Origin of the sequence: Marinilabilia salmonicolor JCM 21150 (genome assembly GCF_000259075.1) — a bacterium.
GTDB lineage: Bacteria > Bacteroidota > Bacteroidia > Bacteroidales > Marinilabiliaceae > Marinilabilia > Marinilabilia salmonicolor.
The window spans coordinates 44,001-70,275 of record NZ_AJKI01000040.1; the positions used below are offsets into that span (position 1 = coordinate 44,001).

The 26,275-nt window shown below is 43.1% G+C and carries 24 protein-coding genes; 15 read left to right on the forward strand and 9 right to left on the reverse strand.

The features are described 5' to 3' along the window. Nucleotides 1-114 precede the first annotated feature (114 nt). A complete protein-coding gene (locus W7W_RS0116545; protein ID WP_025006830.1) occupies nucleotides 115-603 on the forward strand; it encodes a CAP domain-containing protein in 489 nt (162 codons plus the stop codon). Nucleotides 604-870: 267 nt separating this feature from the next. Here the strand turns inward: W7W_RS0116545 and W7W_RS0116550 are convergent, their stop codons facing one another. After that, a complete protein-coding gene (locus W7W_RS0116550) occupies nucleotides 871-1,314 on the reverse strand; it encodes a YqaA family protein (RefSeq protein ID WP_010664797.1) in 444 nt (147 codons plus the stop codon). Between the two features lie 163 nt (nucleotides 1,315-1,477). On the opposite strand from W7W_RS0116550, the gene W7W_RS0116555 reads away from it, so the two are divergent. From W7W_RS0116555 to W7W_RS0116565, 3 genes are all read left to right on the forward strand, one after another. Continuing rightward, entirely contained in the window at nucleotides 1,478-2,275 is a 798-nt protein-coding gene (locus tag W7W_RS0116555; protein ID WP_029510646.1) for a cation transporter, read from the forward strand. Nucleotides 2,276-2,295: 20 nt separating this feature from the next. Beyond that, complete coding sequence (locus W7W_RS0116560) at nucleotides 2,296-3,177, forward strand: cation diffusion facilitator family transporter (RefSeq protein ID WP_010664799.1); 882 nt, start codon at nucleotides 2,296-2,298, stop codon at nucleotides 3,175-3,177. 214 nt (nucleotides 3,178-3,391) lie between these two features. Then, the gene (locus W7W_RS0116565; RefSeq protein WP_010664800.1) at nucleotides 3,392-4,534 is read left to right on the forward strand and encodes a hypothetical protein; all 1,143 of its coding nucleotides are present in this window, start codon (nucleotides 3,392-3,394) and stop codon (nucleotides 4,532-4,534) included. A gap of 615 nt (nucleotides 4,535-5,149) precedes the next feature. Here the strand turns inward: W7W_RS0116565 and W7W_RS0116575 are convergent. Together W7W_RS0116575 and W7W_RS0116580 are read right to left on the reverse strand one after the other, a co-directional pair. Then, complete coding sequence (locus W7W_RS0116575) at nucleotides 5,150-5,668, reverse strand: DNA-3-methyladenine glycosylase (protein WP_010664801.1); 519 nt, start codon at nucleotides 5,666-5,668, stop codon at nucleotides 5,150-5,152. Nucleotides 5,669-6,103: 435 nt separating this feature from the next. Beyond that, nucleotides 6,104-6,574, reverse strand: a complete 471-nt coding sequence (locus tag W7W_RS0116580; protein ID WP_010664802.1) for a nucleoside deaminase — start codon at nucleotides 6,572-6,574, stop codon at nucleotides 6,104-6,106. Between the two features lie 483 nt (nucleotides 6,575-7,057). On the opposite strand from W7W_RS0116580, the gene rplM reads away from it, so the two are divergent. The 5 genes from rplM (at nucleotide 7,058) to pyrH (ending at nucleotide 10,833) form a co-directional block, all read left to right on the forward strand. Continuing rightward, nucleotides 7,058-7,513, forward strand: a complete 456-nt coding sequence (gene rplM, locus W7W_RS0116585; protein ID WP_010664803.1) for a 50S ribosomal protein L13 — start codon at nucleotides 7,058-7,060, stop codon at nucleotides 7,511-7,513. Between the two features lie 5 nt (nucleotides 7,514-7,518). Next, nucleotides 7,519-7,905 (forward strand): 30S ribosomal protein S9, encoded by a 387-nt coding sequence (gene rpsI / locus W7W_RS0116590; protein WP_010664804.1) that lies wholly within the window; start codon nucleotides 7,519-7,521, stop codon nucleotides 7,903-7,905. Between the two features lie 100 nt (nucleotides 7,906-8,005). Next, the gene (gene rpsB, locus W7W_RS0116595; protein WP_010664805.1) at nucleotides 8,006-8,854 is read left to right on the forward strand and encodes a 30S ribosomal protein S2; all 849 of its coding nucleotides are present in this window, start codon (nucleotides 8,006-8,008) and stop codon (nucleotides 8,852-8,854) included. Nucleotides 8,855-8,918: 64 nt separating this feature from the next. Next, entirely contained in the window at nucleotides 8,919-9,746 is an 828-nt protein-coding gene (gene tsf, locus W7W_RS0116600) for a translation elongation factor Ts (protein ID WP_010664806.1), read from the forward strand. 382 nt (nucleotides 9,747-10,128) lie between these two features. Continuing rightward, nucleotides 10,129-10,833, forward strand: a complete 705-nt coding sequence (gene pyrH, locus W7W_RS0116605) for a UMP kinase (RefSeq protein WP_010664807.1) — start codon at nucleotides 10,129-10,131, stop codon at nucleotides 10,831-10,833. A 4-nt stretch (nucleotides 10,834-10,837) separates the two neighbouring features. Here the strand turns inward: pyrH and W7W_RS0116610 are convergent, their stop codons facing one another. After that, on the reverse strand, nucleotides 10,838-11,218 hold the full coding sequence (locus tag W7W_RS0116610; RefSeq protein WP_010664808.1) for a hypothetical protein: 381 nt from the start codon (nucleotides 11,216-11,218) through the stop codon (nucleotides 10,838-10,840). A gap of 299 nt (nucleotides 11,219-11,517) precedes the next feature. Between W7W_RS0116610 and W7W_RS0116615 the strand changes: the two genes are divergently transcribed. The 3 genes from W7W_RS0116615 to W7W_RS0116625 all read left to right on the forward strand — a co-directional run bounded on the left by W7W_RS0116615 (nucleotide 11,518) and on the right by W7W_RS0116625 (nucleotide 13,489). Further along, nucleotides 11,518-11,898 (forward strand): hypothetical protein, encoded by a 381-nt coding sequence (locus W7W_RS0116615; RefSeq protein WP_010664809.1) that lies wholly within the window; start codon nucleotides 11,518-11,520, stop codon nucleotides 11,896-11,898. 216 nt (nucleotides 11,899-12,114) lie between these two features. Next, nucleotides 12,115-12,813, forward strand: coding sequence for a hypothetical protein (locus W7W_RS0116620; RefSeq protein ID WP_025006831.1), 699 nt, complete (start codon nucleotides 12,115-12,117; stop codon nucleotides 12,811-12,813). 82 nt (nucleotides 12,814-12,895) lie between these two features. Next, nucleotides 12,896-13,489, forward strand: coding sequence for a TlpA family protein disulfide reductase (locus tag W7W_RS0116625; RefSeq protein WP_010664811.1), 594 nt, complete (start codon nucleotides 12,896-12,898; stop codon nucleotides 13,487-13,489). A 38-nt stretch (nucleotides 13,490-13,527) separates the two neighbouring features. Here the strand turns inward: W7W_RS0116625 and W7W_RS0116630 are convergent, their stop codons facing one another. Beyond that, complete coding sequence (locus tag W7W_RS0116630) at nucleotides 13,528-14,004, reverse strand: hypothetical protein (RefSeq protein WP_010664812.1); 477 nt, start codon at nucleotides 14,002-14,004, stop codon at nucleotides 13,528-13,530. A 262-nt stretch (nucleotides 14,005-14,266) separates the two neighbouring features. On the opposite strand from W7W_RS0116630, the gene W7W_RS0116635 reads away from it, so the two are divergent. Then, complete coding sequence (locus tag W7W_RS0116635; RefSeq protein WP_010664813.1) at nucleotides 14,267-16,159, forward strand: PAS domain S-box protein; 1,893 nt, start codon at nucleotides 14,267-14,269, stop codon at nucleotides 16,157-16,159. 489 nt (nucleotides 16,160-16,648) lie between these two features. Here W7W_RS0116635 and W7W_RS0116640 read toward each other — a convergent pair whose 3' ends face one another. Next, nucleotides 16,649-16,846 carry a hypothetical protein gene (locus W7W_RS0116640; protein WP_010664814.1) on the reverse strand — a complete coding sequence of 66 codons (198 nt, stop codon included), beginning with the start codon at nucleotides 16,844-16,846 and terminating at the stop codon, nucleotides 16,649-16,651. A gap of 264 nt (nucleotides 16,847-17,110) precedes the next feature. Between W7W_RS0116640 and W7W_RS0116645 the strand changes: the two genes are divergently transcribed. Then, a complete protein-coding gene (locus W7W_RS0116645) occupies nucleotides 17,111-17,854 on the forward strand; it encodes a hypothetical protein (RefSeq protein WP_010664815.1) in 744 nt (247 codons plus the stop codon). Next, nucleotides 17,854-18,045 carry a hypothetical protein gene (locus W7W_RS0116650; RefSeq protein ID WP_044084974.1) on the forward strand — a complete coding sequence of 64 codons (192 nt, stop codon included), beginning with the start codon at nucleotides 17,854-17,856 and terminating at the stop codon, nucleotides 18,043-18,045. Before W7W_RS0116645 ends, W7W_RS0116650 begins: the two co-directional genes overlap by 1 nt. A 111-nt stretch (nucleotides 18,046-18,156) precedes the next feature. On the opposite strand, the gene W7W_RS0116660 is transcribed toward W7W_RS0116650, so the two are convergent. The 3 genes from W7W_RS0116660 to W7W_RS22975 form a co-directional block, all read right to left on the reverse strand. Beyond that, nucleotides 18,157-18,645, reverse strand: coding sequence for a hypothetical protein (locus W7W_RS0116660; protein WP_010664817.1), 489 nt, complete (start codon nucleotides 18,643-18,645; stop codon nucleotides 18,157-18,159). A gap of 10 nt (nucleotides 18,646-18,655) precedes the next feature. Continuing rightward, complete coding sequence (locus W7W_RS0116665) at nucleotides 18,656-19,189, reverse strand: glycoside hydrolase family 108 protein (RefSeq protein ID WP_010664818.1); 534 nt, start codon at nucleotides 19,187-19,189, stop codon at nucleotides 18,656-18,658. Between the two features lie 2,358 nt (nucleotides 19,190-21,547). Next, the gene (locus W7W_RS22975; protein WP_010664819.1) at nucleotides 21,548-26,005 is read right to left on the reverse strand and encodes an NACHT domain-containing protein; all 4,458 of its coding nucleotides are present in this window, start codon (nucleotides 26,003-26,005) and stop codon (nucleotides 21,548-21,550) included. Nucleotides 26,006-26,275 lie beyond the last annotated feature (270 nt).

Genomic DNA, 26,275 nt, shown 5'->3' on the forward strand with positions numbered 1-26,275 from the left:
TTTATGCATAAAGCAGGTTAATTGACCTCCAGTGATTTCTTATCCAATGTTTATGCACTTAACAAAAATGGTTTGTTTTTTGTTAGGAGTGTAATCGCACTTAATAATCAAACTATGCAAAATATATTTATTTCTCTCTTTTTCTTAATTGGATTGTTCGGAACAGCTCAAACGCCAGACTATTCTGATGTGGAATTTGATCAAAAGGAAATGCTGCAACTCGTTAACGAGGCTCGCATGACCAAACGACGTTGCGGAGGGAAAAAGCATGATGCAGTAGCGCCTCTTCAGTGGAGTGAGAAACTTGCAAAGGCTGCTCAAAAACATGCTGATGACATGGCCGATAACGACTTTTTTGATCATACCGGATCCGATGAGTCAACAGTTGTTGTGCGGGTGGAGCGTGAGAGATATGTCTGGAGAGCAGTTGGAGAAAATGTGGCCATGGGGCCGCGATCAGTTGCCCAGGCAGTGGAAGGCTGGCTCGATAGCCCCGGGCATTGCAGCAATATTATGAATGGTGATTTCACTCAGATGGGGGCAGCCCTTTCGCACAGCGGGCAGTATTGGGTTCAGGTATTTGCAGCACCGAGGGGGGAATAGAGTTATTGCGAGTAATATCGCCGTACGGCGGTGAAAGAGAGGTAGTTTACATTCCTTATGGGAGAGTCATTGCGCCTCCTCTCAATTCGCGACGAAAACCGTTAAACCAATCTTCCTTTTTAACAAAGTGTCACCCCTGCCGGGGCTTTATCCAGTTATAATACTCATTGCTACCATACTGCCGCCCCGCCGGGGCTGATCCATTATAGCTTGAAATATAGCATCCGAAATGACTGATTGTATTCCCTGCCCTTTGCCTGTTTCCTCTCATAATCGCTCAATAACCTCAAGTGTAATCAGCCCCCAAACTACATAACGCAAAGCCTTTCCCACAAACATGCCAATGGCTGAAACCCAAAAATTGCTTTTGAGAAGACCCAGAATGACAGCAATGATGTCGCCCACACCGGGAAGCCAGCAAAAGAGGCTGATCCACCACTCTTTCCCTGCCACTTTTCTGTGCCATGTTTCCAGTTTGTCCCGGGGGATGCGCAGATATTTTTCAATCCATTCAAATTTTCCTATCCATCCTATCCAGAAAGAAGTCAGCCCGCCCAGCCAGTTGCCCAGCGTGGCGGTAGCCAGACTCAACACCGGATCTCCCCCCGCAGCCAACAGGCCGCTAAGGACAAATTCGGAGCTGAAAGGAAGAATGGTTGCTGCTAAAAAGCTGGCCAGAAAAAGGCCCAGATATCCGAGGTCGATCCACATGGGTCAAAGATAGTAAGTTTGCATTCTTGCTGCAATTTTACACTTCTGCCTTCTATCTGATTAACTTCTGCCTGAAAATAATGAATCCCCATTTGTTGGTATTTTTAAACCAAGACGGGGTGATGTTGGTTTTCTTTAGTTGTTTGTTTCTATTTTTGATGTCATGAAGAAGATTTGTTATCATATTCCCGGAATGGATTGTCCCTCCGAAGAACGGATTATCCGAATGAAGCTGGATGGTGTAGAGGGGCTGGAAGCTTTGGATTTTGACCTGGAAGGCCGTAAACTGGATGTCTTTCATTCAGGAGAGGTAGAAGAGATTACCCCGCTGATTGAATCCCTCAACATGGGAGGATCTGTAAGTCTGGTTTCAGAAGTGGATGAGTTGCCTGATGAGGCGGTTGATCATTCTCGAGAGCGCAAAATGCTTTGGGCGGTATTGATCATCAATGCGGTCTTTTTTGTGGGAGAGATGATTGCAGGATGGCTTTCAGGTTCTATGGGACTGGTAGCCGATTCGCTGGATATGTTGGCCGATGCCCTGGTGTACGGACTCAGTCTTTGGGCGGTAGGTGCTTTGGTGGTTCGTAAAAAAAGGGTGGCCGCGGTCAGTGGTTATTTGCAGTTGGCACTTGCAGCCATGGGACTGATGGAGGTTATCAGAAGGGTTACCGGAGCAGAGATTTTTCCCGACTTCAGGACGATGATTGTGGTTTCAGTTCTGGCATTGGCGGCCAATTCGCTTAGTCTGTATTTGCTGCAAAAATCCAAAAGCAAAGGGCAGCACGTCAAAGCAAGTATGATCTGTACCTCCAATGATGTTATTATTAATGCAGGTATTATTGTTTCAGCAGGGCTGGTTTACTGGACAGGCTCGGCCATTCCTGACCTGGTAACTGGAACCGTTGTTTTCGGTCTTGTTGTTTGGGGCGCCATACGTATTATTAAATTATCCAGATAAAAATAAAATACTTTGTTGAAATGTCACATACTCATCATCATGTTACCAGTGGACGAGCTTTTGCAATAGGAATCACACTGAATATCGTGTTTGTAGGCGTTGAAGTTTTTTACGGCCTTGTGGCTAACTCTTCGGCGCTTCTTGCCGATGCGGGGCATAATGCCAGTGATGTATTAGGGCTTTTCTTTGCCTGGGGAGCATTTCGTCTGGCCAACAGGAAACCTAAGGGGAAATATACCTACGGCTTACAACGCAGTACCATTCTGTCATCAATACTCAATGCGGTACTGCTTTTTATAGCTGTTTTTTTTATCGCAAAAGATGCCATTGTAAAACTGGATGATCCACAACCGGTGGGAGGAACCAGCGTGATGATTGTGGCAGGTATCGGGGTCGTGATTAATACCATAACGGCTTTACTTTTTGTGAAAGGTCAGAAGCACGATCTGAATATCAAAGGAGCATTTCTGCACATGGCTGCCGATGCTGCTGTATCAGTGGGCGTTGTTGTTGCCGGGTTGCTCATCAATACAACAGGCTATCAGTGGATCGATCCGGTGGTGAGCTTCGTGATTATAGCGGTGGTACTTTACGGTACCTGGGGACTCTTTGTGGATTCCGTAAATCTCGCATTGGATGCCGTGCCCAAAAATATCAATATAGCCGAAGTGAGGAATGCCCTTAACAATTGTCCCGGAGTGCAAGACGCGCACGACCTGCATGTGTGGGCCCTTAGCACCAATCAAACGGCTATTTCGGTGCATTTGGTGGTCCCCGCAGGGGGGAGTGATGATTTCCTGGCCAAAGTTCAGCAAATGCTCGATGACCAGTTCAATATTTCGCATGCGACCATTCAGGTGGAAACAAATGTGGATAACGGAATTGAGTGCAATCATGCGTGATTTGTGTATGGCAGACGTTTGAAAGGCAGATGGCAGAAGAGGCGCCTCAAAATTAGTGTCTTTGAAAAAGTGAGTAGCTTGGTAGCAATGGCTATTCACAACATATTGAGAGTTTCTTGAGTATTAATTAACCACGATTCAAAAACTTTTTCGGGGAATCACAGTAAAAAGAGAAATATTCCTTTTTATTTTGGAGAAAAATTATTGCCCGGAGATGATTAAACAGCCGATACGACCATTTATTTTATTCTTCCTTTTTCTTTTTGTCCCTGTTTTTTCAGGAGCTCAGATTAATAATGAATCCCGGTACTATTACCCGGAGTTTGAGGAGGAGCGAACGCATCAGCTGTTGCTGCATCTGGCCAACATCAACTTTGTAAAGAACAACGAGTACAAAAACAAGTTTGCCTGGGGACATACACTTATTGGTTATGGTATTCAGCCAACTTTAATGTATTATGCCGGGGAACACCTGAGGTTGAGGGCTGGGGTATTTTTGCAGCAGTACAGTGGTCTCAATTATTACAGTGAAGTTCGTCCGGTCTTGTCTGCTCACCTTAGAGTCAGCCCTTCGTTCGATCTTATTATGGGGTCGCTGAAAGGACATATTCATCATGATGTTATAGAACCGCTTTTTGATACTGAACGGCAATACAAACGTCCGGTGGAGAACGGCATTCAGTTCCTAATTGACCGCCCATGGCTCGATATGGATGTGTGGGTTGACTGGGAGCAGTTTGTACAGGTGGGAGATGATTTTCCGGAGTGGTTTACGGCCGGCGTGAGTGCCACTCTTCAGCCAACCGATACTACCGGACGTTTGTGGCAACTGAATATTCCGTTGAACATGATGGCAGTGCATCGGGGAGGAGAAGTAAGCAATTATCCCGAACGGGTACAGACATCTATGAATCTTGCAGCCGGCGTCCTGCTGAACAGAAAATTGGAGGGGACTTTGAAAAATGCCGGTATCTTCGCGTATGCAATGAACTACGGTAACCTGAATGATGCCGGACAATTGGGTGTCAACAGCGGATATGCATGGTATGGGGGAATTACTGCCAATACCCGGCGAACAAATCTGATGGTTGGCTATTTTTACGGGCACGACTTTGTTGCCCTGCGAGGAGGGGGGATGTTTCAGTCAGTGTCCCCTATTCGCAACAATGTTTATATTCCCACGCGACAGTTGGTAACCATGAAAATTGGTTACAATCGTGTTTTCCTGAAGAAAATAAAGTTCTCTTTCCTTTTTGAGGGCTATTACGATATTCCCGATGCCCGTTTTGATTTTGCGCCCGGCATTCAATTGGTGTTTTCACCAAGTTTCTTTTTGACGGAGGCTGAGTTCTTTTAGCTGGCATTACTGCATGTTAACGATGCCGTAAGCACTCCCGGTATCAATACCGATATGGAAGATCAGGGCGCTTACAATCCCAACAATGCAGCATCGTGGAACTAACGATACGATGCCATGGGACGCATCATCAGCAACAGGCGCGACGGCATAGACCGCATAGAGTACAACGCCTGCAACAAGTGTCTTGTCATGTATAAAATGCGGTATAAGTTGAAAATGAAAACTAAGTAAGTCTCCACTTGAAAAGGTAAATGATCAACATCTTACTGGTCAAAAGCATGTTTTATGTTTGAAGGAGTTTTGCTGGGCAAACGGCGCGGTGGTCCGTCCGCTTTCCGGGCCGGCGGATGGCGGGAAGCCCAAATGGGCGACTTTCACAGCCTTGTGTTATGGCCGGAAATTTTGGTTTTCGCGCGGGGATAGGGTTAAGCGGACTAGACCTTTTTGGTTCCGTTTTTGGGGCAATGCAAAAAAGAACAAATGAACAAACTCATCACCATACCGCCGACAACAACACCATCCCCCCTCCCGTCCGGTCAATCACGAACTCCTTCGGCGTCACTTGGAATTCCTTTACCTGAGGGGGGAACTGTGAGAATGATTGTGTCGTTTTTACCACCTTCCTTTAAACCGCCAGTGCTTTCCGGCCCAGTGTTTTCCGGCATAGTCGATGCCAATCCTGGGTGAAGTGATGATTTTCGGTTCTTTCTGGTTAATTGAGTTGCTTTCGACCCAAAGCTTTTCTGAGTAGATTAAATCTTCTCCGTAGAAGGATTTGTCAAGGTTGAGAGCGCGTCCGATGCGTCCCGGTCCTTCGACATCTTTGGTTCCTCTGATTAAAACCGCCTGAGGGTGACCTTCAGTGCCGGTGGTGAAATTGAGCAGCCAGTACATTCCGTAGATGAGGTAAACATATACCAAACCTCCCTTGTGATACATCACCTCCGTGCGCGGGGTACGTCCTTTGCTGGCGTGGCATCCCAGATCTTCTTCGCCCCGGTATGCTTCCACTTCTTTGATGGTGAGCCTGAGTTCGTGGCCATCATCAAATCGTCGCACCAGAATTTTTCCCAATAGTTCGGGTGCTACTTCCAGTACATCGCGGGAGAAGAAATTGCGGGGTAATCTCATATATTAGAGTTTGTCTAAGAAGTTAAGCAAAATTTGTTCTTAGTTATATGACTGGTCAGAAAGTGTCAATTGCAAGGCTTGTGACCGCGTGCCGCCTAAAGCTTTAGCGCCGTGCCGTCGGCAAGCCTTTGGCGACCGATGGGTGGCGCAAGCCGCCAAAAACTGAGTCCCGAAGTAGCTTTTGTAAGGTTTTTTGAACAAAAAACCAACAAAAAGCACAATTGGGATGAGTATTTTGGCGGCAAGCGTAACGCAGCAAGTCGTGCTTTATGGACAGACTAATTAGCCTTCATAAACTAAGTGTTTTTCACGTGTTTGATATAGAAAGTTCAAATTCAAGGGGTGCGAAAAATCTAAACCGCAGAATACTAATGTATTTGAGGATTTAGATTTTGAGCAACAACGCAGAAGTTGGACTTTATAGGCAAACACTAATTAGTATTCTTGTTTGTCGTCGATTTTTGCCCAATGCTCAAAGGCATGTTTAATGTTTTCCGTCACAATCTGTTGCGTTGGGATGGAACGTTGATCAATGGGTTTCTCCAGTTCGTGGTAGATAAATTCATCATCGAATCCAATAGAAGCTGCATCCTTTCTGGTATTGCCAAAGAAGAGTTGGTCTAGTCGTGCCCAGTAAATGGCACCTAAACACATTGGGCAGGGCTCGCAACTGGCATAAATGGAGCAGCCACTCAGGTCGTGTGTGCTCAGTTTTTTTGTGGCTTTACGAATGGCTTCTATTTCTGCATGAGCTGTGGGATCGTGCTTGTCGGTTACTCGGTTGCATCCGGTGGCTATCACTTCGCCGTCTTTCACAATGACAGCAGAGAAGGGGCCTCCGCCTTTCAGGACGTTCTCCCTGGCCAGGTCGGCAGCCATTTTCATATATTCTTTATGTGCGTTCATGCTTTTTGTTTTATACTTACAAAGATGCAGAAATCTTGTGGTTTGAGGAAATTGAGGTGAGTTCAGAGTTTTGTGTTTCGTGTTTTGAGTTTTTGTTGAGGCGTCCTGACATTGGTTGACTTTCCGTTTCATAAAGCTTTGTTTTGCTGGGTTTTGCTTCAAATGTCTTTTAGGACAAGTCACTTCCGGCTATTTGTCTGTGAGCTGAGAGTCAATAGGGAAGAGCCTTTTGTTCCCTGCTTCCAGCCCTTTGCTCCATGCCCTAAGCTCGCTTCAAATTTTCTCCCTAAAAGATTGGTGATTAATAAAATTAGCCGTACTTTTGCGGCCGATTATTATCCGTGCTAAACGACACAAGTGATTGTATTGCAGATGATTTGTTGCTGTTGCTGTTTGCCCGACGTCAATGGCAGCAAGAGATACAGCTATGTGTTGTGTGAATTTATTTTTTAATGTAGGTCTAATTTTCAAAAGAGGAAGACTGTGGATACTTTAAGTTACAAAACAAAATCGGCCTCACAAGCTACCATTAACAAAGAGTGGGTTGTAGTAGATGCCACCGATATGGTGCTGGGTCGTTTGGGTACCCGCGTAGCGAAATTGCTTCGTGGAAAATACAAGCCCAATTATACGCCTCACCTGGATTGTGGCGATAATGTCATTATTATCAATGCCGACAAGGTGAAGCTTACCGGAAAAAAATGGACCGATCGTGTGTTCTTTTCACACAGTGGTTATCCCGGTGGTCAGCGCGAAACAACTCCTGCCGAGATGTTTGCCAAAGACCCCACCAAGCTGGTTCAGCATACCATCAAAGGGATGTTGCCAAAGAATAAGCTGGGAAACAAGCTGTTCAAAAACCTTTTCGTATATGTAGGTAGCGAGCACAAACATGAGGCCCAGAAACCAAAGGTAATTGATATTAATACCATTAAATAAGCAGTATGGAAGTGATTAATGCAATTGGACGAAGGAAAGAGGCCATTGCCCGTATCTATGTAAGTGAGGGAAAAGGTCAGATTACCGTCAACAAAAGAGACTTGGCTCAGTATTTCCCCACCCCCACACTTCAGTATATCGTTAAGCAACCATTGAATACCATCAATGTTGCCGGTGAATACGATATCAAAGTGACGCTCACAGGTGGTGGTATCAAAGGACAAGCTGAAGCTACCCGCCTGGCTATTGCCAGAGCACTCGTAAAAATCAACGAAGAAAACAAACCTGCTTTGCGTGCAGAAGGTTTTCTTACCCGCGACTCCCGTGTTGTGGAACGTAAGAAGCCCGGTCAGCCAAAAGCAAGGAAACAATTCCAGTTTAGCAAGCGTTAATAATCGTCTGGTACGTTTAGTATCTAAACTGTTAAGATTCCGCGTAAAGGACTACTTGATGGTTGCTTTAAACAGAATGTAAACGAAAAAAACAAAGAAAATGCCCAGAACTAATTTTGATCAATTATTAGAGGCCGGAGTACATTTCGGTCACCTCAAAAGAAAGTGGAACCCCGCTATGGCTCCTTATGTATTCATGGAGCGTAACGGAATCCACATTATAGACCTGCACAAAACAGCTGCTAAAATTGAAGAAGCTGCTGATGCTTTAAAACAAATCGCCAAGTCGGGCCGCAAAATTCTTTTCGTTGCTACCAAAAAGCAGGCAAAAGATATTATTGCTGATAAAGTTGGCGCAATCAATATGCCTTATGTTACCGAGCGTTGGTCGGGTGGTATGCTTACCAACTTCCCAACTGTGCGTAAGGCCGTTAAAAAAATGGGTTCTATCGATAAACTGATGGGCGACGATGCCTGGAACCGTCTCTCCAAGCGTGAGAAGTTGCAGATTACCCGTCAGCGTGCCAAACTGGAAAAAACTTTGGGTTCTATCAAAGATTTGAATCGTCTTCCTGCTGCTATGTTCGTGGTAGATGTGATGAAAGAACACATCGCCGTGAGAGAGGCCCAAAAGTTGAATATCCCTGTTTTTGGTATGGTTGATACCAACTCAGATCCCAATAAAGTGGACTTTGTAATTCCTGCCAACGATGATGCTTCCAATTCTATCGAGCTGATCCTGGACATTATGACTCAGGCCATCAAAGAAGGTTTGGCTGAGCGCAAGGCTGAGAAAGATAAAGAGCCTCAGGGTGACAAAAAAGGTGGTAACAAAGGTGAAGGTCGCAAAACACGTGCCCGCAAAGAGGACACTGCTGACAAACAACCGGTTGCCTCTTCCTCTGACGAAGCGAAAACTTCTGACGAAGAAACCAAAAAAGAAGAGTAGTATTGTTTGAGGGGTTCGTTTTTTAGCGAACCCACTCTTATTAATAACCTTTAAACTATATATCATGGCTATTACTGCTGCTGATGTAAGCAAACTCAGACAAATGACCGGCGCCGGTATGATGGACTGCAAAAAAGCCCTTCAGGAAGCCGACGGCGATTTCGATAAAGCTGTTGAAGGAATTCGTAAAAAAGGCATGGCTGTTGCCAATAAGCGTGCCGACCGTGAGGCTACTGAAGGTGTAGTGCTTTCAAAAGTTACCGATGATGCCAAAAAAGGTGCTTTGGTTGTTTTGAATTGCGAAACCGACTTTGTGGCTAAAAACGAAAGCTTCGTAGCTCTTGCTCAGTCTATTCTTGATCTCGGACTTAGTCAGGGAGCCAAAACGCTTGCTGAACTGAACGAGCTGGAATTGGATGGAGTTGCTGTTAAAGATGTGATTACCGAGCAAATCGGTGTGATTGGGGAGAAACTGGAATTGGCTGCGTTCAACGTGGTTGATGCTGAAAAAGTGGTTGCCTATATTCACCCCGGAAATAAACTTGCTACTCTCGTTGGTTTTAATAAAGCTGATGTGGAAGAGCAAATGGGTAGGGATGTGGCTATGCAGGTTGCTGCTATGGCTCCCGTTGCTGTGGATAAAGATTCTGTTCCACAGGATGTAATCGAGAAAGAACTGGAGATTGGTAAAGAAATGGCCCGCAACGAAGGAAAACCCGAAGCTATGCTCGACAAAATTGCTCAGGGACGTTTGGGGAAATTCTTCAAAGAAAGCACTCTGTTGCAGCAGGCTTTTGTGAAAGACAACAAGATGTCTATTGAGCAATACCTGAAAGGTGCTGACAAAGAGTTGACTGTTACCGCTTTTGAGCGTTACTCTTTGAGCAACTAATTCATTGCTGATAATTTTTCGCAATATATTGGAAGCCCGGTCATTTAATTGATCGGGCTTTTTTTAGTTTTAGATGTTTTATGCTTCAACCTTTTGTGGTGGTGATTTTTTTATGCGGTCATTGCGAGGGCTGTGCCCGAAGCAATCTCAATTTTCTATAAATCCTTGTCATTTGGATTTATGCCTTCTCTCTATTTTTTCTTCTTACGGAAGCCCGTTTTTATCTTTTTCTCTCTGACTATGGCAGCATTCATATCAAAGGTTGATAGGAATTTGGGCTCACTTTTTCCTGGCCAACCTTCTTCCCCAAAGACTATTGGCCAAAAAATGAAAACCCCTGAATTTATTTGTATTTTTGTGTCCGGAAAACAAACAAACCATTATGCAATACAAACGAATTCTTCTAAAACTTTCCGGGGAGTCGCTCATGGGCGAACAGGGACATGGCATTGACTCCGGAAGATTGAATGACTATGCCGAACAGATAAGTGAACTGGTTAAAGCCGGTGTTCAGGTGGCCGTTGTCATAGGTGGCGGCAATATTTTTCGAGGGCTCAGTGGTGCAGCTCAGGGGTTTGACAGGTACAAAGGGGATCAGATGGGGATGCTGGCAACCGTAATCAATAGTCTGGCACTTGCTTCGGCCCTTGACGCGATGGGAACACGAACCCGTGTGATGACTTCCATCAGGATGGAGCCTGTAGGGGAGTTGTATGCCCAGCCCAAAGCACTGGATGCTTTGAACAATGGAGAGGTGGTTATTATTTCAGGAGGTACGGGCAATCCCTATTTTACTACTGATACGGCCTCTGCGTTGCGCGGAATTGAAGTGAAGGCCGATGTGATGCTGAAAGGCACCCGGGTGGATGGGGTTTACACTGCTGATCCGGAGAAAGATCCTTCCGCCACGCGTTTTGATACCATTTCGTTTGATGAGGTTTACAATCGTGGCCTGAAAGTGATGGATCTGACCGCTACTACTATGTGTAAAGAGAATTCGTTGCCCGTAATGGTGTTTAATATGGATGTGAAAGGCAACCTGATGAAGGTGATGAAAGGGGAGAAAATAGGCACTCTGGTGAAGTAAAAGCTTAGGCCCTCTGACGTTTTAAAATGGTCAGAGCTTCTTCGCGAACATCCAGAGGCAACTTAATCCCCCTGGCCATCATACTCCGAAGCCAGGTATTTACTTCATGTGAATGCATGGTCAGCAGTACTTCACGAAACTGTGCTGCTTCATCGGGGGTGTATTGATCGGGAGCTTTACCTTTATACTGGTCAAGCTCTTCATCATTGAAATAGATGATTTCGCCATGCGTATGCGCAATGAGAGATTCTTTGTCGCATACCTCATGGGCCCCGCAACAATCAGCCGGTGGAGTCTCTTTAGATTCCTCCTTTGTATAAGTTAGTTTGTTGACAACCAGGGCTACAATGAGCGCAGCGGTAATGCTTAATATTAAAATCCACATGGTGCAAAAATAATAAATAGAGCGGTCAATCTGAGCATTTTAATCTTTTTTAGTACGTTCTCTCTATCGTAGGTGTTTTTTCAGTAGATTATGTCTACTTTGTTAGATTATTAATTTTGCAGGCTGAAAAGCTGAATGCGATAGCCTGGGGCAACGCCCCGGAAAAGTTTTTTCAATAGCCAATAAAGAGAAGAGGGAGAGAAATATACATACCAGAGGCAACGCCATGGACTATTACTATCTGTGAAGGTAGCTTTTGAATATCAATATCAATTGAAAATAAAAAATATTAGCAGAATATGGGGAAAAAAAGGGAGATGAATGATGAAGAGTTGCACTTTCTTGGCATTAAGGCGGTGTATAAAGATTTAGTGGACAAAGGGTATGAGGTATTGAATGTACGAAAGGAGAAAGATGTTGACCCTCAGATTCTGGCCCGGAATGAGGGACAAATGCTTTTTATAGTTGTTCGAACTGCTCGTTTTCCAGACATGGGTATTTTAAAACCCCGCACTGCCGCTCGTGTTATGATGCATGCTAATAAACATAAAGCCATTTGTTATTTTGCCAGTGTGGGTATTGCCAATGCAGACGGAGAAACTGATGAGGAGATGGGGAAACCTGAAGTGGATGGGGAGTATTTCATCAACTACAAAGGGTTGCAGTCTTTTCCACAGTAAATAAAAGGGGGGTGACTCTACTTTTTTACTCTGTGTTGCGGGATGCCGCGATCAACCCGCGCTTATGACTTGTTTTGGGTTAATCTCCAGGTATCGCGCTGTTTATATGATCCGGGGCATTATACAAAAATGAGGATTCAAAGAATGGGCTCAACGAAGAAGTTGGCAAAATCGGCCTTTTCGGTGTGGGCTCAAAAACTTAAACCATCAGTTTTCATGAGACAATTCGATTTTCAATTATTTTGGCGAAAATACGGGAAATTCATTCTGGGGGGATTGTTTTTTTTATTCCTGATTAATTATTGTAACCAACAGCCCCGAAATCAGAAGTCTGTTGATAATGAGCAGGAAGAACGCGTGAAATCCCAACCGGTGCAGGAGGATGAAATTACTACTCTGAAAACCTATGAGGAACTTGTGACAAAGAGGCAGTTGCAGGAAAATGAAGGGCCCGGAAGTTTTCTGACGATGTTTTTGTTGTTGACTTTTGCCTTTGGCCTGGTTTGGTTGCTTCAGCAAAAAAAAGTGCAGCAGTCTGTTCGGAAGTGGCTGCCCCAAAGAGTGTTGTTTCAGGTAAGAAAAGGACGTGATTCGGTTACAGGGCGTCGTATCTTAAAAATTGTAATTGTCAATAAAACAGATGAAGGGCTTACTTTTCTTCCACCGAACCTGGTCTTCAGAAATTGGGGAAAAGTGAGAATATTCAGGCTTAAGGGCAGTAATCAGGAGGATATGTTTCCTTTAACACTGACGCCTGGGACAAGTCATCGGCTGGTATTGGATCTGGAACAGTTCTATGAAAAGCTACCCGATCTTAAAAACAGTAACAGAGTAGGTGCTTCCGTGGAGACGACGGATGATAAAAAATACAGTGCATATGCATTGCCTTCATGGCTGTCATGGTTGGAAGGGTAGCAGCTTGAGGTTCACCGGGGCATGAACCCGGAGGCTTTAAAATTGTATTAAATCAATTCAGTGACCATTAAAACAGACCGATATGCTAAGAAAATTCTGGGAAAAATACAGCAGGAAAAAACGTTGGTGGACCATTGCACTTGATTTTATCTTTGCGGGACTTCTGATTGCCATGTTGTTTCCGGCAACAAGGAAACCGTTGTCTGCATTTCTTATCAGGCAGACTTTATTCTCTCCGTCCGAACAGGAGCATGTTGTTTATCTGTCTGACAAAGACTGGTCAATGCAGTTGGCATCAGAGGGGGAGGAAGGTGTTATGAGTCTTGCCCAATTTCAGGGAAAGCCTGTCTTTTTGAACTTCTGGGCTACGTGGTGTCCTCCCTGTATTGCTGAAATGCCATCGATTCAGGAGTTGTATGATGAGTATAGGAATGAAGTGGCTTTCGTGTTGGTGAGCAATGAGTCGGTTGACGTGATAAAAAGTTACTTTGAAAAGCATGGTTATTCTTTTCCAATATATATACTTCGCAGCGGGGTTCCTGCGGTTTTTGAAACTTCAACCATTCCGTCCACCTATCTTATTGGGTCCAATGGCCGGTTGCTGATTAGCAAAACAGGTGCTGCAAAATGGAACTCTTCAAAAATGAAATCATTGCTGGATGATCTTATAAATTAAAAAAAGCGGTTTTCACCGCTTTTTTTAATTTAATTATTTTAGAATCTGTATCGTATCGAAAGTGCCAGTCCGAATCCAAACGGATCGTCGGGCGGATTTACAAACGACAGTTCAGGTCGGGTGTCAATGGCAACTTGTAGCGGTACTTCCGAGAAATTGTATTCAATACCAGCGTTTAATGCAGCTGCCAGAAAAACACCGCTGTCATCAAGATCATCATGTGCCCAGCTTCCCAGCGATGGCCCAACGCCCAGATACCAGTAAAACCCACTTTCGATGGGCATTACCCATTGGTATAGTCCGGTTAATTTCCAATAACTGAAATCGCCTCTGCCTCCAAAGCCGAGGTCCAGTTCTGCGCGGTTGCTGTCGAACGGAGTCTGAAATGTGATTTCTGTGTCGTAACCTACTCCGCCTCCGAATCTCAGACCGATGGCATTATCGCCTCTCTGAGCCATTGAAATGGCAGGAATTGCCATGAAAAGTACTAAAAGTATTAACCCTGTTTTCTTCATCTCTTCGTTGTTTTTACTATTTGACTACAAATTTACGTAAAGTTTGTTTTGTCTGCTTGTTCATTTAACAAAAGATGTACCAAATGGTTTGGTTTTCTGGTTTTGGTCGGTGCAGTTACTAACGATTTTATGTTTTTGTTATTGTATTGCGTTGGTATTCAGTGTTCAGTTTAAGTAATTTTTTTAATTGTTTTTGGTTTTTTTCAAACCCTGGCATCCCAATTGCATAGAATGAGTTGTTTGTTTTCGGGATTGTTTGATTATGAGGGATTTTAGTGACGATATTTTATTTCAGACTTTGCCAACCGGCTTGGTTTGTTTTGATAAGAAGGGTGCAGTTAAGTGTGCCAATCCGGCCGCTCTTGAAATACTTGGAATGAGTCTGGATGATTTGATGTCAGGAGAGAATGACATTTTCTTTTGGCGTTTGCTTAACGAAAATGGCGAAGATATCCCCATTGATCAGCAACCATCCCGAATTGCCCTGAAGACAGGACTTCCCGTAAACGATAAAATAGCAGGTTTTTATCATCCGGTTAAAAATGCCTACTGTTGGCTAAATGTCAATGCCATACCTGTTTTTGAGAAGGGCGAAGAAACTCCTTCCGGGGTTTATCTTAACCTTGCAGACGTTACCTCTGAAGTTAGTGCCCGCAATAAGCTCAAGCAGGCACAGTTCGATTATAAGATGCTTGTTGATAATATGCACTCGGGTGTTGCTATTATTCAGGATGGGCTGCTGAAGTTCTTAAACAATACCTTCATTGCCTATACTAATAAAGAACTTGATGAGTTGGTAGGTACTCCGTTTATTAATCTTATTGTTCCTGAAGAGCGGGAAAGGATCAGTGAGTATTATGTAAGAAGACTTGCGGGGCTTGAAGTTCCAGAGTCTTATAGAACCAAAATCCTTGATGGAAATGGTGCCCGGCTCTGGGTCGATTTTAAAGTTAAGAAACTGGACTACCGGGGAAAACCTACATTGCTGGTCTTGATTAATGATGTGGATACAGAGGTTCGTGCCGAGGAGGAGTTGAAGTTTAGTGAGTTGAGATTCAGACGTTTGTTTGAAGAAGCACCTGTCGGTATTTCACTGGTGACAGCGACCGGGGAATTGCTGGAGGTGAATCAGAAACTTGCAGAGATTACCGGATATACCCGGAAAGAGTTGCTGCAGATGACTTTTGCTGATTTTACCCATCCGGAAGATCTGGATAAGGATTTATCGCTTTTTAAAGAGCTTAAAGCCGGAAAGCGCGACAGTTATGAAATGGTGAAGAGGTACATTCGTAAAGATGGTGGCGTTGTATGGGGTGAGTTAAAAGTCAGGTCCTTTATTGATGGTTTTGAAAAACTTCAGATTATCGGAATGTTTGAGGACAGAACTAGTGAAATGAATGCCCGTAAAGAGCTGGAAATTGCCCGGGACATGGCCAACGAAAGCAGTCGTTTGAAATCGGCATTTCTGGCATCTGTAAGCCATGAGCTAAGAACTCCTCTTAATGCTGTATTGGGATTTAGTGATATTATTCAGAGTACTGCGGAACAGGAGAGTAACCGGGAATATGCCGGTTTTATTTATGAAGCGGGATTTAAGGTGATAACCATCATTGATGATATTCTGGAACTGGCTATGTCTGAACATGGAAAAATCAGATTACGTCCCGCGACATTCCGGTTGGGAGATCTTTTTGATGAATTCAGTAAGCAGCTTCAGGAAATTGTCTATAAATACGGGAAGGACGAAGTGGTGGATTCGCTTAATGAAATAGAACCGGCATTGAGGGATGTTGAAATTGTGACCGATAAGAGTAAAGTGTATCAGGTGATAGTAAATCTTGTGAAAAATGCCGTGAAATTTATCGACAAAGGGTTTGTGAAACTGGGGTGTTTCAAATGCGGTACGGACCGAATTGCCTTTTCTGTTCAGGATACCGGAATCGGAATTCCGGATGATCAGAAAGAGGTGATTTTTGATTTCTTTCGTCAGGCAGACGGGCAGGATCATGCCAAATATGGGGGTATTGGTATCGGACTCGCCATCTCACAGCGGGTAGCAAATGCCATGGGCGGAAAAATCAGTGTTGATTCAGTTGTCGGAAAGGGGACGACTTTTGTTTTTGAGATACCGGTGGATTTGGAAGAGAATTATTGAGACTCAAAAAATGCATAAAAAAAGCTGTAAATCATTCGATTTACAGCTTTTTGTTGTCCCGCCAGGATTCGAACAAATTCTTTATGTGTGCTGTAGATCAGCCTTTTGACTTGATGTGTTTTTGGCTGTTCACCATTTTGTTCTCATTCGTTTTGATGATGTTTGAGCGTTTATGACTTTTTGAGTCATACACAAAGTTAGGGAATTAATAAATAAAAGACAATTATTATTGTGTTGATTTTGTGTGTTTTGTGGTGTTTTGAGAGGTGTTGTTTTTTGCTGTAGTGAGACAAATGGAAAGAAAAGAGAATAGTATTTATGAAAAAGGGGAGTGATGTGAAGATTGTGTCACTTTTGAGCTTTTGGGAATAAGGTGATTTGAATAAAATGAGGGCTTTTATTTAGGATTGTGGTGGTTGGTTGGCGTCAAAGGTGAGATTGCTGACTAAATGGGACAAGTGATGTTAAAACCGATTAAATTTAATGGGGTTAATCGTAGATGTATTCTTTTACTTCTTCTGGTGCAAAGCCGGCGAAGTCGGCGAATTCTTTGATGGTTATGAATTGATGAGGTTCTTTCCCCAGGCGTTTGCGGATATTGTCCAGAATGCGGTAACCAGTCTTTTCGCTTTTACCGGTGATGCGCTGGATGTCCTTGGCGTAAATGCAAATTCGTTTGGTCTTCATTTTCTTTAGGGTTACTTATTTAACAATAAGTGAGGTTTTAATACTTTATCTATACTTGAGATATACAGAATCTATACTGATGCGGTATTGTCTCTTTGTAAATATGTACCGCTAAAAATAATAAAAAAAGAGACATTGCAGGACAGTTTTCTCATTGAAAGTCAGGTTTCCCGTGGTGATTTGAAAAAATAGTTTTTAGGTGATAGGTTTGATTCATTAACGAGGGTGTATGGGTTAACCATCTCCCTGAAAATTTAAAATGTTATGGCAAGACAAGAAAGTTTCTTGAAGTTGAAAGGAAGAGTAGGAGACCTTACTTTCTACAAAAGTGGCGGGAAATACTTGGCCCGTACCAAAGGGGGAATTGATGGTGATCGTATTAAAAATGATCCCAGGTTTGCACGTACCCGGGAAAACGGACAGGAGTTTTTGAGAGCCGTAAAGGCCGGGAAATTGCTGCGAGATGCTTTTCGCGAACAACTGACCCTTACTTCTGACCGGGGGATGAGTGGACGCTTGTCATCTGCATTCTCTAAGATTGTGAAGAGTGATGAGGTTTCGGCTCGAGGAGAGCGGAATGTGATGGCTGGAGATGTGGCATTGTTGACGGGTTTTGAATTCAATGCCAACAGTAACCTGAAGAATATCTTTACTGAAGGTTATGGAGCCAGTTTGGCAGAAGGTGTTGCAGAGGTGCTTATTGACGCCTTCAATCCGTCCAGCATCCGGAAACCAGAAGGTGCCACTCATGGGCAATTTGTGATTGTAGCCGGTTTCTTTGACTTTAACGGATTGGAATCTGCGGCTGCTACCGTTGAAGGAGAGCCATTTTCACTGGATGAGTCGGAGCATTTGGAAGAAACTCTGACCGTGGGGAGTGTTGAACCGATTGAAGGAGGTATTGGAGTTGTGATGCTCGGCCTCCTGTTTTGGCAGGAAGTGAACGGTGAGTTGTATAAGCTCAACAATGGGTCGACCAATGCTCTGCGCGTAATTGCCGTTGAATAATGATGAGCCCGGGAAACATAGAACGTGGACGGCAGGCAGGGTTTGTTGGAGGAACACTGACGGGGATCTTTACAAATATCTCCCTGGCTGATGTGATGGGAACGATAGTACTTTCTGCCATAGGTGCTGCGGTTAGTTTCCTGGTCTCTTTGTTGCTTAAGCGATTGTTAAACGGGCGCAAGCGAAAGTAGCCTCATCATGAGGAAAGAAAACAGCCACCAACGGGTGGGTTGTTTGATGTTTGAGATGAAAAGCTCTTCGGGAAACCGGAGAGCTTTTTTTTCAGTTAATGAGTTGATGAACTAATGAGCTGGTGAGTAAGGGTGGAAGAGGTTTGATTCTTCCTGTTTGAGGGAAGCGCCGAAGTAGAAGCTGAAGACCTGAGTGATAATGGCGCTTAGAACACCCAGGATATAGATGATAATGTCTTTGCCTTTTTGAGGGAGAGAATCGGGATAAAAGAGAATGACAAAGAATAGCGCAAAAGAGAGTACGGTGGTAATGATGGCCAGGTAGGCAGAGATGTTTTTGTTTAGCAGTGTCGCTGAGGGGCTTGTCTGCACTTTTGCTGCCCGGTTCCGTGCAGAATCTTTATCTTTTAAAATGTTACTTTCCTGTTTAATTTTCAGGCTTTGCATTTCGTGCTGATGTTGCCATTCGGCTTTTTTGAGTTCCAGTTCCAGCTGAAGCTTTTCTGATTTTGTTGTGGTAAGGTTGTCGATGACATTGCCAATGGAAGAGACGATGGTCTCTCCGGTTCCTTTGTTGAAAAGATTGGATATGAAGCTCATGATTTTATTTTTAGATGTCACCAATAGCACGGCGGATCCAGCCAAAAAAGAATTTACGGTTGGCCGGGCGGATTTTAACCAGGTGAACGTACCGGGCAATTTTGGCGATGGTAAATGATGCCAGGAAGAGTTCCGGATTGAATCTATTGACGGCATTAAGGGTAATAGGGCCGATAATTCCGTCAGGAGTAACCTCGAGAACTCTTTGTGCCATGGAAATGCCGGTTTTGACACCTGAATTAACGCAGAAGTCAAAGATGGATTCGGCGACTAACTGGTTTTGGATGAGGTCGCCTTTTATTTTATCCCAAAATTTATTTTTAAAGAATTGTCTGACCTCATCAGCGAGATGAACATCAGAATCAAGAGGATCTGGGAACCCGGGCGATTGTTTATACTTGTCGATGGTTCTCCAGCCGGTCCAGTCGGGGTGGATATTTCGGGCAATACCTTTGTAGGTTTCACCACCCAGGTCATCCGGTTCATTTACGTATCCACCTTCGTGAATGAGGGTTTTGTTGAAAGCATCTTCAAAAATTGCCATAATTTGAGGTTTTATCGATTAGAGGCAATTTATCAAGGAGGGTCTCTGTTTGCAAGGGAGTTGGGGGAATGTGAGAGAATTGGGAGAGATTGGGCGATTTGGAAATCGCCCGTCCTGAAATGTTTTAGGGAGAAAACCAGGGAGAAAAATAATTTAGCGGAGGGGTGCATTCCCTCCACCGTGCCAGGGCCGTTTCTGACAGGAAGCGGTTTTTTTTATTGGGGTTGTTTTAAAGCGCTGTATGTCAATGTATTTATTTGTTATGGAAGTCACTAATAGTGATGTTTTGAATTAAAGGTCGGGAATCTCCGATTGAATTCTTCCTGCTGACATTAAAAGGACAAAAGAAAAAGAAAAAAGAAAGCTGTGGATTTGGGTGGTATGGGAGTCTGTCAAGGTTTTTGCAAAAACAAAAGTACTGAAGAAGTATTAAGTATTTGCCTTTTGCAAAACCCGAAGGGCTTGACCTTGACAGGCAGTGGCGGGCGGGCAGTGGGGTACCGCCCTAACTTTGCGAGTCTTTTTGTTTTTTGAGAGTGTTTTTGGCTTTTATCTCGCAACCTGACATTATTTGCTATTCATAATTTTGATTAGATGGCAAAGAAATAGGTGTCTTTGTTTTTCCAAAGCTTTTGAGGTAAGAGAACCTGCAATGTTGTATAATTTATTGGAGATAAACGAATGTACCTTCCCGGGGACGATAATGATGTGGGAAAGGTGTATCCGGATAAATGAAATGCGTAGGGAGCAAAGGCAGTTGTGCGAACAAATAAAAGTTTGTTAATGGGGTAATGATATACTCTGATGAGGTTGGGGATTGAGTACTACTGCAGCGGGATGCCGGGGCTTTTGGACCGGGATGCATGGCCAGGGTGCATGAAGCCGAAGAGAAACGAAGGTGGAATGCAAACTGTCCAGGGAGCACGGGGCAAGTGCCACCGGCATAAGGGGTGCTTGAAGGGAATTCACCTTTTCCACACCGCTTTTGGGGTGGCGGGGAAATGTGGATTAACGAGCCGGGATTTTACGAATAATAAACAAACCCACTACGTATGTGGATGTTCCTTCCGGGGTTTATAATGACGCGGCAAAAAGGGGGTGGATTATAAAAAGGAATCCGGGAAGGGAAAAGCAGCTGTGCGGACTATTGCATCACCATGTACCAAATGTAAAACTATTATGAATGTTATTGGGGATTGTAGCACTGCTGTCGGGGGTGCCCAGGGCTATTGGTACGGGATACATGGCCGGGTAGCATGGAACTGGAACGAAGCGAAAGTGGAATGCAAACCGGGCATGGAGCACGGGCCAAATGCCCCGGGCACAAGGAGATGTTGAAAGCCTGGTAACCCCCTATTTGCTGCACCGCTAAAGGGTGGCGGGGAAAAGGGGCCTTCAGGCCGGCTCCCTTTTTTGCTCAAATGCGGGAAGGAATGGGGCTATAAAATATAATGGGCTTATAGGACAGCAGGACTAGTTGATGAGGTTTGAATTGGTGAACTGGTGAGTTGATGAGTAAGGGGGGTGTGTTAGTGATAGAGAACCGGGGGGCTGAAAGATGGAGGTTAGCTTTAGTGAAAATGTACGATTGGGAAATCGTACGTCCCGGGGTGAGAGAACTGTGGGGCTGTTCCTATAAGAACGCGTTATGTTTTTATAGCTTGGGGTGGTTGCTGGGGACTCATTTTTGAAGAAGGGTTGGGTGGCTCTTTGACAGCCTGGGGAGTTTTGTGTTTTGGATTTTGAAGGTTTGGGTTAGGGGTTGAGCTGTATGGGTAAAAGGATGTCTGTTAAAAGGGAGTTTGGGGTTAAGAGCATTTGGAGGATTGGAATTGGCCAGAATTGAAAGTTAATAAGGCTTGCAATGTGCCAATGCGGGAAGGTTCAAAAATGTGGCACTCCGAAACCACTGCGGGTGGATGCGGGGAAGGGGCAAAAAGACCGGGCGAGCCCCGAAGTGGCGGGGGTAAATGAAAAGTAAAGATTCAGGCTTGAAAGGTTGTTTAAGGCTCAAAGTGAAATTTGGGCGGATCGGAATCCGCCCGTCCTGAGGGGTGGGGATTTTTGCCCCCTGGAGGAAAATGGAGCAAAAAAGGGAGCCGGCCTGAAGGCTGCGTGAGGGATTGCAGCGGAAACCCCGGAGGCCCCGGTCAATCGAAAATCTTGTTTGCGTGCGATAAGGAAATCGCACGTCCTGGAATTTCGGGGCCGAGGAGTTGGAGCGTAAAGCCCGACCCGAAGGGGCACGCCCAAGAAAAAAGAGAGAGTTATGCACTACTAATATTTAAGGCTAATTGTTTCTTTTTAGAAAATAGAGACTGTTCAAAAAAGTGTTTAAGATAAAGAAACATAATTATTTCAAAAACGAGGACGAGCATCTATTTCCAGTAAGGCATCCCGGGTTTTAAGTGCATCGAATTTGAGAAGAACTTCAAAAAGATCCAGACCCTTGTGTTGAAAACCGGGGCCCATATTATGGAGGGTTAACGCTATGGTAACCAGGTCGGGAGCATCGGCTGCTGCTGATGTTGTGAAGTCTCCTAACCTTTTGCCTTCCTTGTTGATTATCTGGCTTGAAAGTTGAAATACTTTATCGGGGAACACCTTGATGATTTTAAGTAAAGAATGAGGGACAGAACTGCATTCTTCAGTTCTGGTTAGAGTTTTATTGTCAATAAAAGCATTTAAGACTGCTTCGTATTCAGGTCCAGCATTAATCTGCTGATGGGGAAATAAAATGCGAATGAGAATTTCATCCGTTTCAATCTTCTGCAGACTAAGCATTTCATTTATGTATGGAAGGCATTTGGAGCGAAATTTGGGAAATTCCCACAATTCGGAGAAAGACCAGGCCAGACCTTTTTGCTGTAGGGAATTTTCTGATTGTACTATTTTATGGTACTCTGTTAAACTCCAGTCGGATTCATTGTCGATTAGTAAACGAAAACCAATTAACTCGCCGAAAAGTTGATTGCTTTGAGGTGTTGCATATTCCTTGATTTTATACATCCACCTATTGTGCATTACCTGAGGCATATGATGAACGGCTTGCGCCAATGTAATTCCGAAGTCACCATCTTCCATAATGCCCGGATATTTATTGCACATTTTCAAAAGGAATTCATTAAGGTTCTCAATATTGCAATGGCCAAGAGTTGGACGAACCAGCAGCTGTAACACGAAGGTCCAATATTCTATGTCATGATTATCTTCGATGTGGTGAGAAAGGAGGTTAAGCCATTTTTTGCAATCTGGATTCTTCCTTAAAAGAAGTCCATTACGCAAGGTCTTAAGAAAGAAATAATCTTTGTTAGGAATGGGGCGACTTTGCTCTGGATTCCAAAGAAGGCTACTTTGATGATTACGGTGATTACAAGAGGGGGACACGATAATCGGCTTGTTGTCAGATTGAGACAGCCAAGTTTCTAGGCGAGAGCACCATTCATCAGATAGTCCTTCGTCTTCCTTAATGCGACAATCTAACGCCCTGGCACAACTTTGGAAAAAATCTGGTGCTTTAATTTCTTTAGCGGTAAAAAAGAGGATGAGATCCTGAATCTGGATAAGATTTATTTTGTCTGCCGGGAGAGCTTCCAGGACCTGGGATATGGTTTTTGTATTATCAGGGGAGAGCTGTTTAATTACTTCAATAACTTTATCAGGTTCAATTTTAGAATATTCAGCAAGCGTTCTGGATAAACTATCCAGTTTTATAACCTCCCAGGAATCCGATTGGTCAATGGAAACAATCAGTCTTACAATATTATTAATTTCAGTTTTTTTAATCTTATCTAAAGGCAAAGGGTTTTCCGGAGCCATATTTACACTATGACTGTCAGTGCTGAAGTTTGCTTTTTCTATTTTGCCAAATTTACGTTCCTCTTCCCTGAGTTTTTTTTTCGATGAAACGGAAAGAAGTTTTAGAGGAAGTGAAGAAATTAATCGTTGTCTATGATGACGATTATATTCGGAAAACCGTTTTTTATCTTTCGGATTTGGTATAGAAGTAGTGTCGTAATAACAGAGTGACCAGATTTTCTGCTCTAAAGAAGATCTTTGTTGTGGATCCAAGCAAGGAAAAAGGGTTGAGATGAGATTAGTTGAATCTTTGAAAGGGACAACGTTTTGGCTGTTACCGACAAAAAACCTACGATCATCTTCCATAAGGTAATTCAATACTGTGGAAGAATGATGCGGGCATAATTCATTTAAAGCTATTGTAAGCAAACGATGTTGAGGGATGAAAGAAGATTTTTTGGCTTTATTCAGAAAGGACAAGAAATCATCCTGGTATTGCTTTGCAAAAAGCTTTATTCCTGTTTCCATGGAGCTGACCAAATAATTACGCATATGTCCGGAATCACCGTTTAGATAGAACCAAGTACCTGATACATTTCTGTATTCAAATCTACTTTCAGAATATTGGACTTTTAGATGATACGACAGCTTGTTTAGCAGAGGCCAGAAAGCACTCACGAAAATTTTTGGTGTCAATTTGGCCAATATATTGAGGTGTTGCCAAGTGGTATTTACTTCCGCGAAATCTTCGAAAGGTTTTCTTCTTTTCTGTTCCAGCAACCATTCATCAATGACATTATCCTCCGGGTTTTCTATTTCTTCCGATATAGGACTCAACTCCAGGAATTCCAGTTTTTTAATGAAAAATTGTGCTGCCAAATTGACTGCTGATTCCGGATTGGTTTTAGAAATTCGCTGTGTCAGTTCCTGAGCCGGAATATTGCCTATGTTTTTGGAGGTGATTATGTATTCGGCAAGGTCTATTGCTTTTTCGTTCCAATATGTATTGTTTTGAAGGACATGAAATAAGTAATATAATTGTTCCTCGTTTTTCCAGTACTTTATTAAAAAATCCAGAACGATTTCAGGGGAGAACCTGATAGCGGAGGCAAGAATAATTGAAGCAGCTTTCTGCTGAGAAACGCTACCATTCATTAAATATGTAATATGGGTTTCCTTAAATTTGTTGAACCACCCTTTTGAACCTGCAATGCTCAAGCATATTTTGCTTGTCAGTTCCCGATCTCGAAGGAGGTCTGAGAATACGCAGAACTCATGATCTGACGGGTCAATAAAAGAACCAATGGATTCAATTAAGAGAAATAATATGTGGGTTCTTAAATGGGTTCGGTTTTCGTTCAGAAGTAAGTTCAACTGGTTGTTGTACTCCCAGGGGTCTGCTACTCTAAGATAAAGAATAGCAGTAAACAACTTTGGACGAATATTCAGGTTATTCTGATGGGTAAGAACGAATTTCACCAGAGATCCATTTTTTAATAAGGATCTTGTCCAAACAAAAGCCTGCAGGGTTTGATGAGCAAAAGAAATTTGTTTGTTGTTTTTAACCAGAAGACCTGTCTGGCAAAGGAAATCAATTTCGTTCAGATAGTCTTCGAAATTAATTGCCGGAAGTGCTAATTTAGCTTCCTCTGTCATTTCCGTAGCCAGTTTAATTAGCAATTCAGAACGGGCTTTACGCTCAGAACCACTACCCAGAGAATAGTTCCAAATTTGTTCGTAAAGGTCAATGTGGGATTTGAACTTTTGTTCCGGATAATTTTTTATGTGAGATAAGAAGAGATTTAAATTGTTGGGACGTCTAATGAAATTTTTAAAGTCATTATCAATAAAGGTGAATTTGATGTTCAGTTCATCCAGCGTTTCTTTTACAGCATCCCATGATAGTAGGAATAATTCTATTGTATCTGCCTCAATGGTATTAAACCTGCTGTCGTATTTTAGTTCGAAAGGACGTGATGAAGCAAGGATGTGAATGTTTGAAAGGTGATGTAGATTATTAATTAAATCGAGTAACACGGATAATCTGTTGGTTTTTACATCCACAAGATCACTGAGGGCATCCATTTGGTCGATGAGTAAAAAAACAGGTTCATTTCTAGCTATCTTTTTAATGCAGGATGTTATATTACCAGGTAATCTCAGAAAAGCAGATAGAGATTGTAAATCTGTTACTGAATGCGATAACTTATCGGCTTTTATTCCGAGAACAGGAATGCCCTGAGAATGGAGTTTGTTTGTCATCCTTGCCAGTAGAGCACTTTTGCCTGTACCCTGTTCCCCTAGCAAGATTGTGGTTGAGTAACTGGCTGAATGAGTTTTAGATAACCATTCATTTTCTTCTTTACGTTCCAGCCACTTTTTATTTATGGTGAGGGTTTGAGGCCATTTTGACAAAAAGGATGATTGAACTTTAAATGCTTTTTTTATTTCCTCAAGGGATGCTTGATTATTACTATTATCCTTGCCGCCATTGGCTTGATTTTGGGGGAGTTGATTGGAAATCCATTTTTTGAAATCTTGCAATTCGTTATTATTAACCAATTCAGGATAGAATTTTTTCAAAGTGTTTGGAGAACTTTCAAGCCTTTGGCAAATTTCATCCCAACTAAAAATATAGACACGGAATAGGTTTTTCTTTTTATGAATAGCATCTATTTTTCTTGCCACCGCTTGAATATTTTGATCACTTTGTGCTGTGGTTGCAAGTATAAAAATGTCGGGAAGGGGATAAAAGGATTTTACTTTTTTGATCTCTTCTTTTAGTTCTTTTTCCGTAACCTTCCCGCCGTAATTAGTGTTTTTGCCCTTACATTGAATACAGTAAAATAAGTTATTTTTTGAGTAGCCATATATATCAACACCCGACTGCTCCTGGCCTAGTCTTCCATTCATCTGGATGTTTGGGTCATCTAATATGTCCATCCAAAGGGAGTGGCAAAAACGTTCAAAATCCTGCCAGTTGGCCGGGGGTGGAATTTGTATGTTGTAGGTGTGCATTTTTAGTATTTTGTTAAAGCTACTTCCCTTCTAATCAAAAATAAGGATTGTTATTGAGAAAGTTCTGGTTTTATTGAGTTGTTATGAAGAAGTTGTATTGCCGGTACTGTTTACTGGTTGGTCATGGAGCGTGTAACTAAGTGTAAGCCAAGGGCCTTCTGCGTATCGTAAAAGTAAATAATTTTATCTAAGCGGGGGGTGTGGGCTTGGGAATTAGATTTTTCCAAGTTCTACTGGAATTTTTTAGAATTTGTATAATCAAATGGAGCT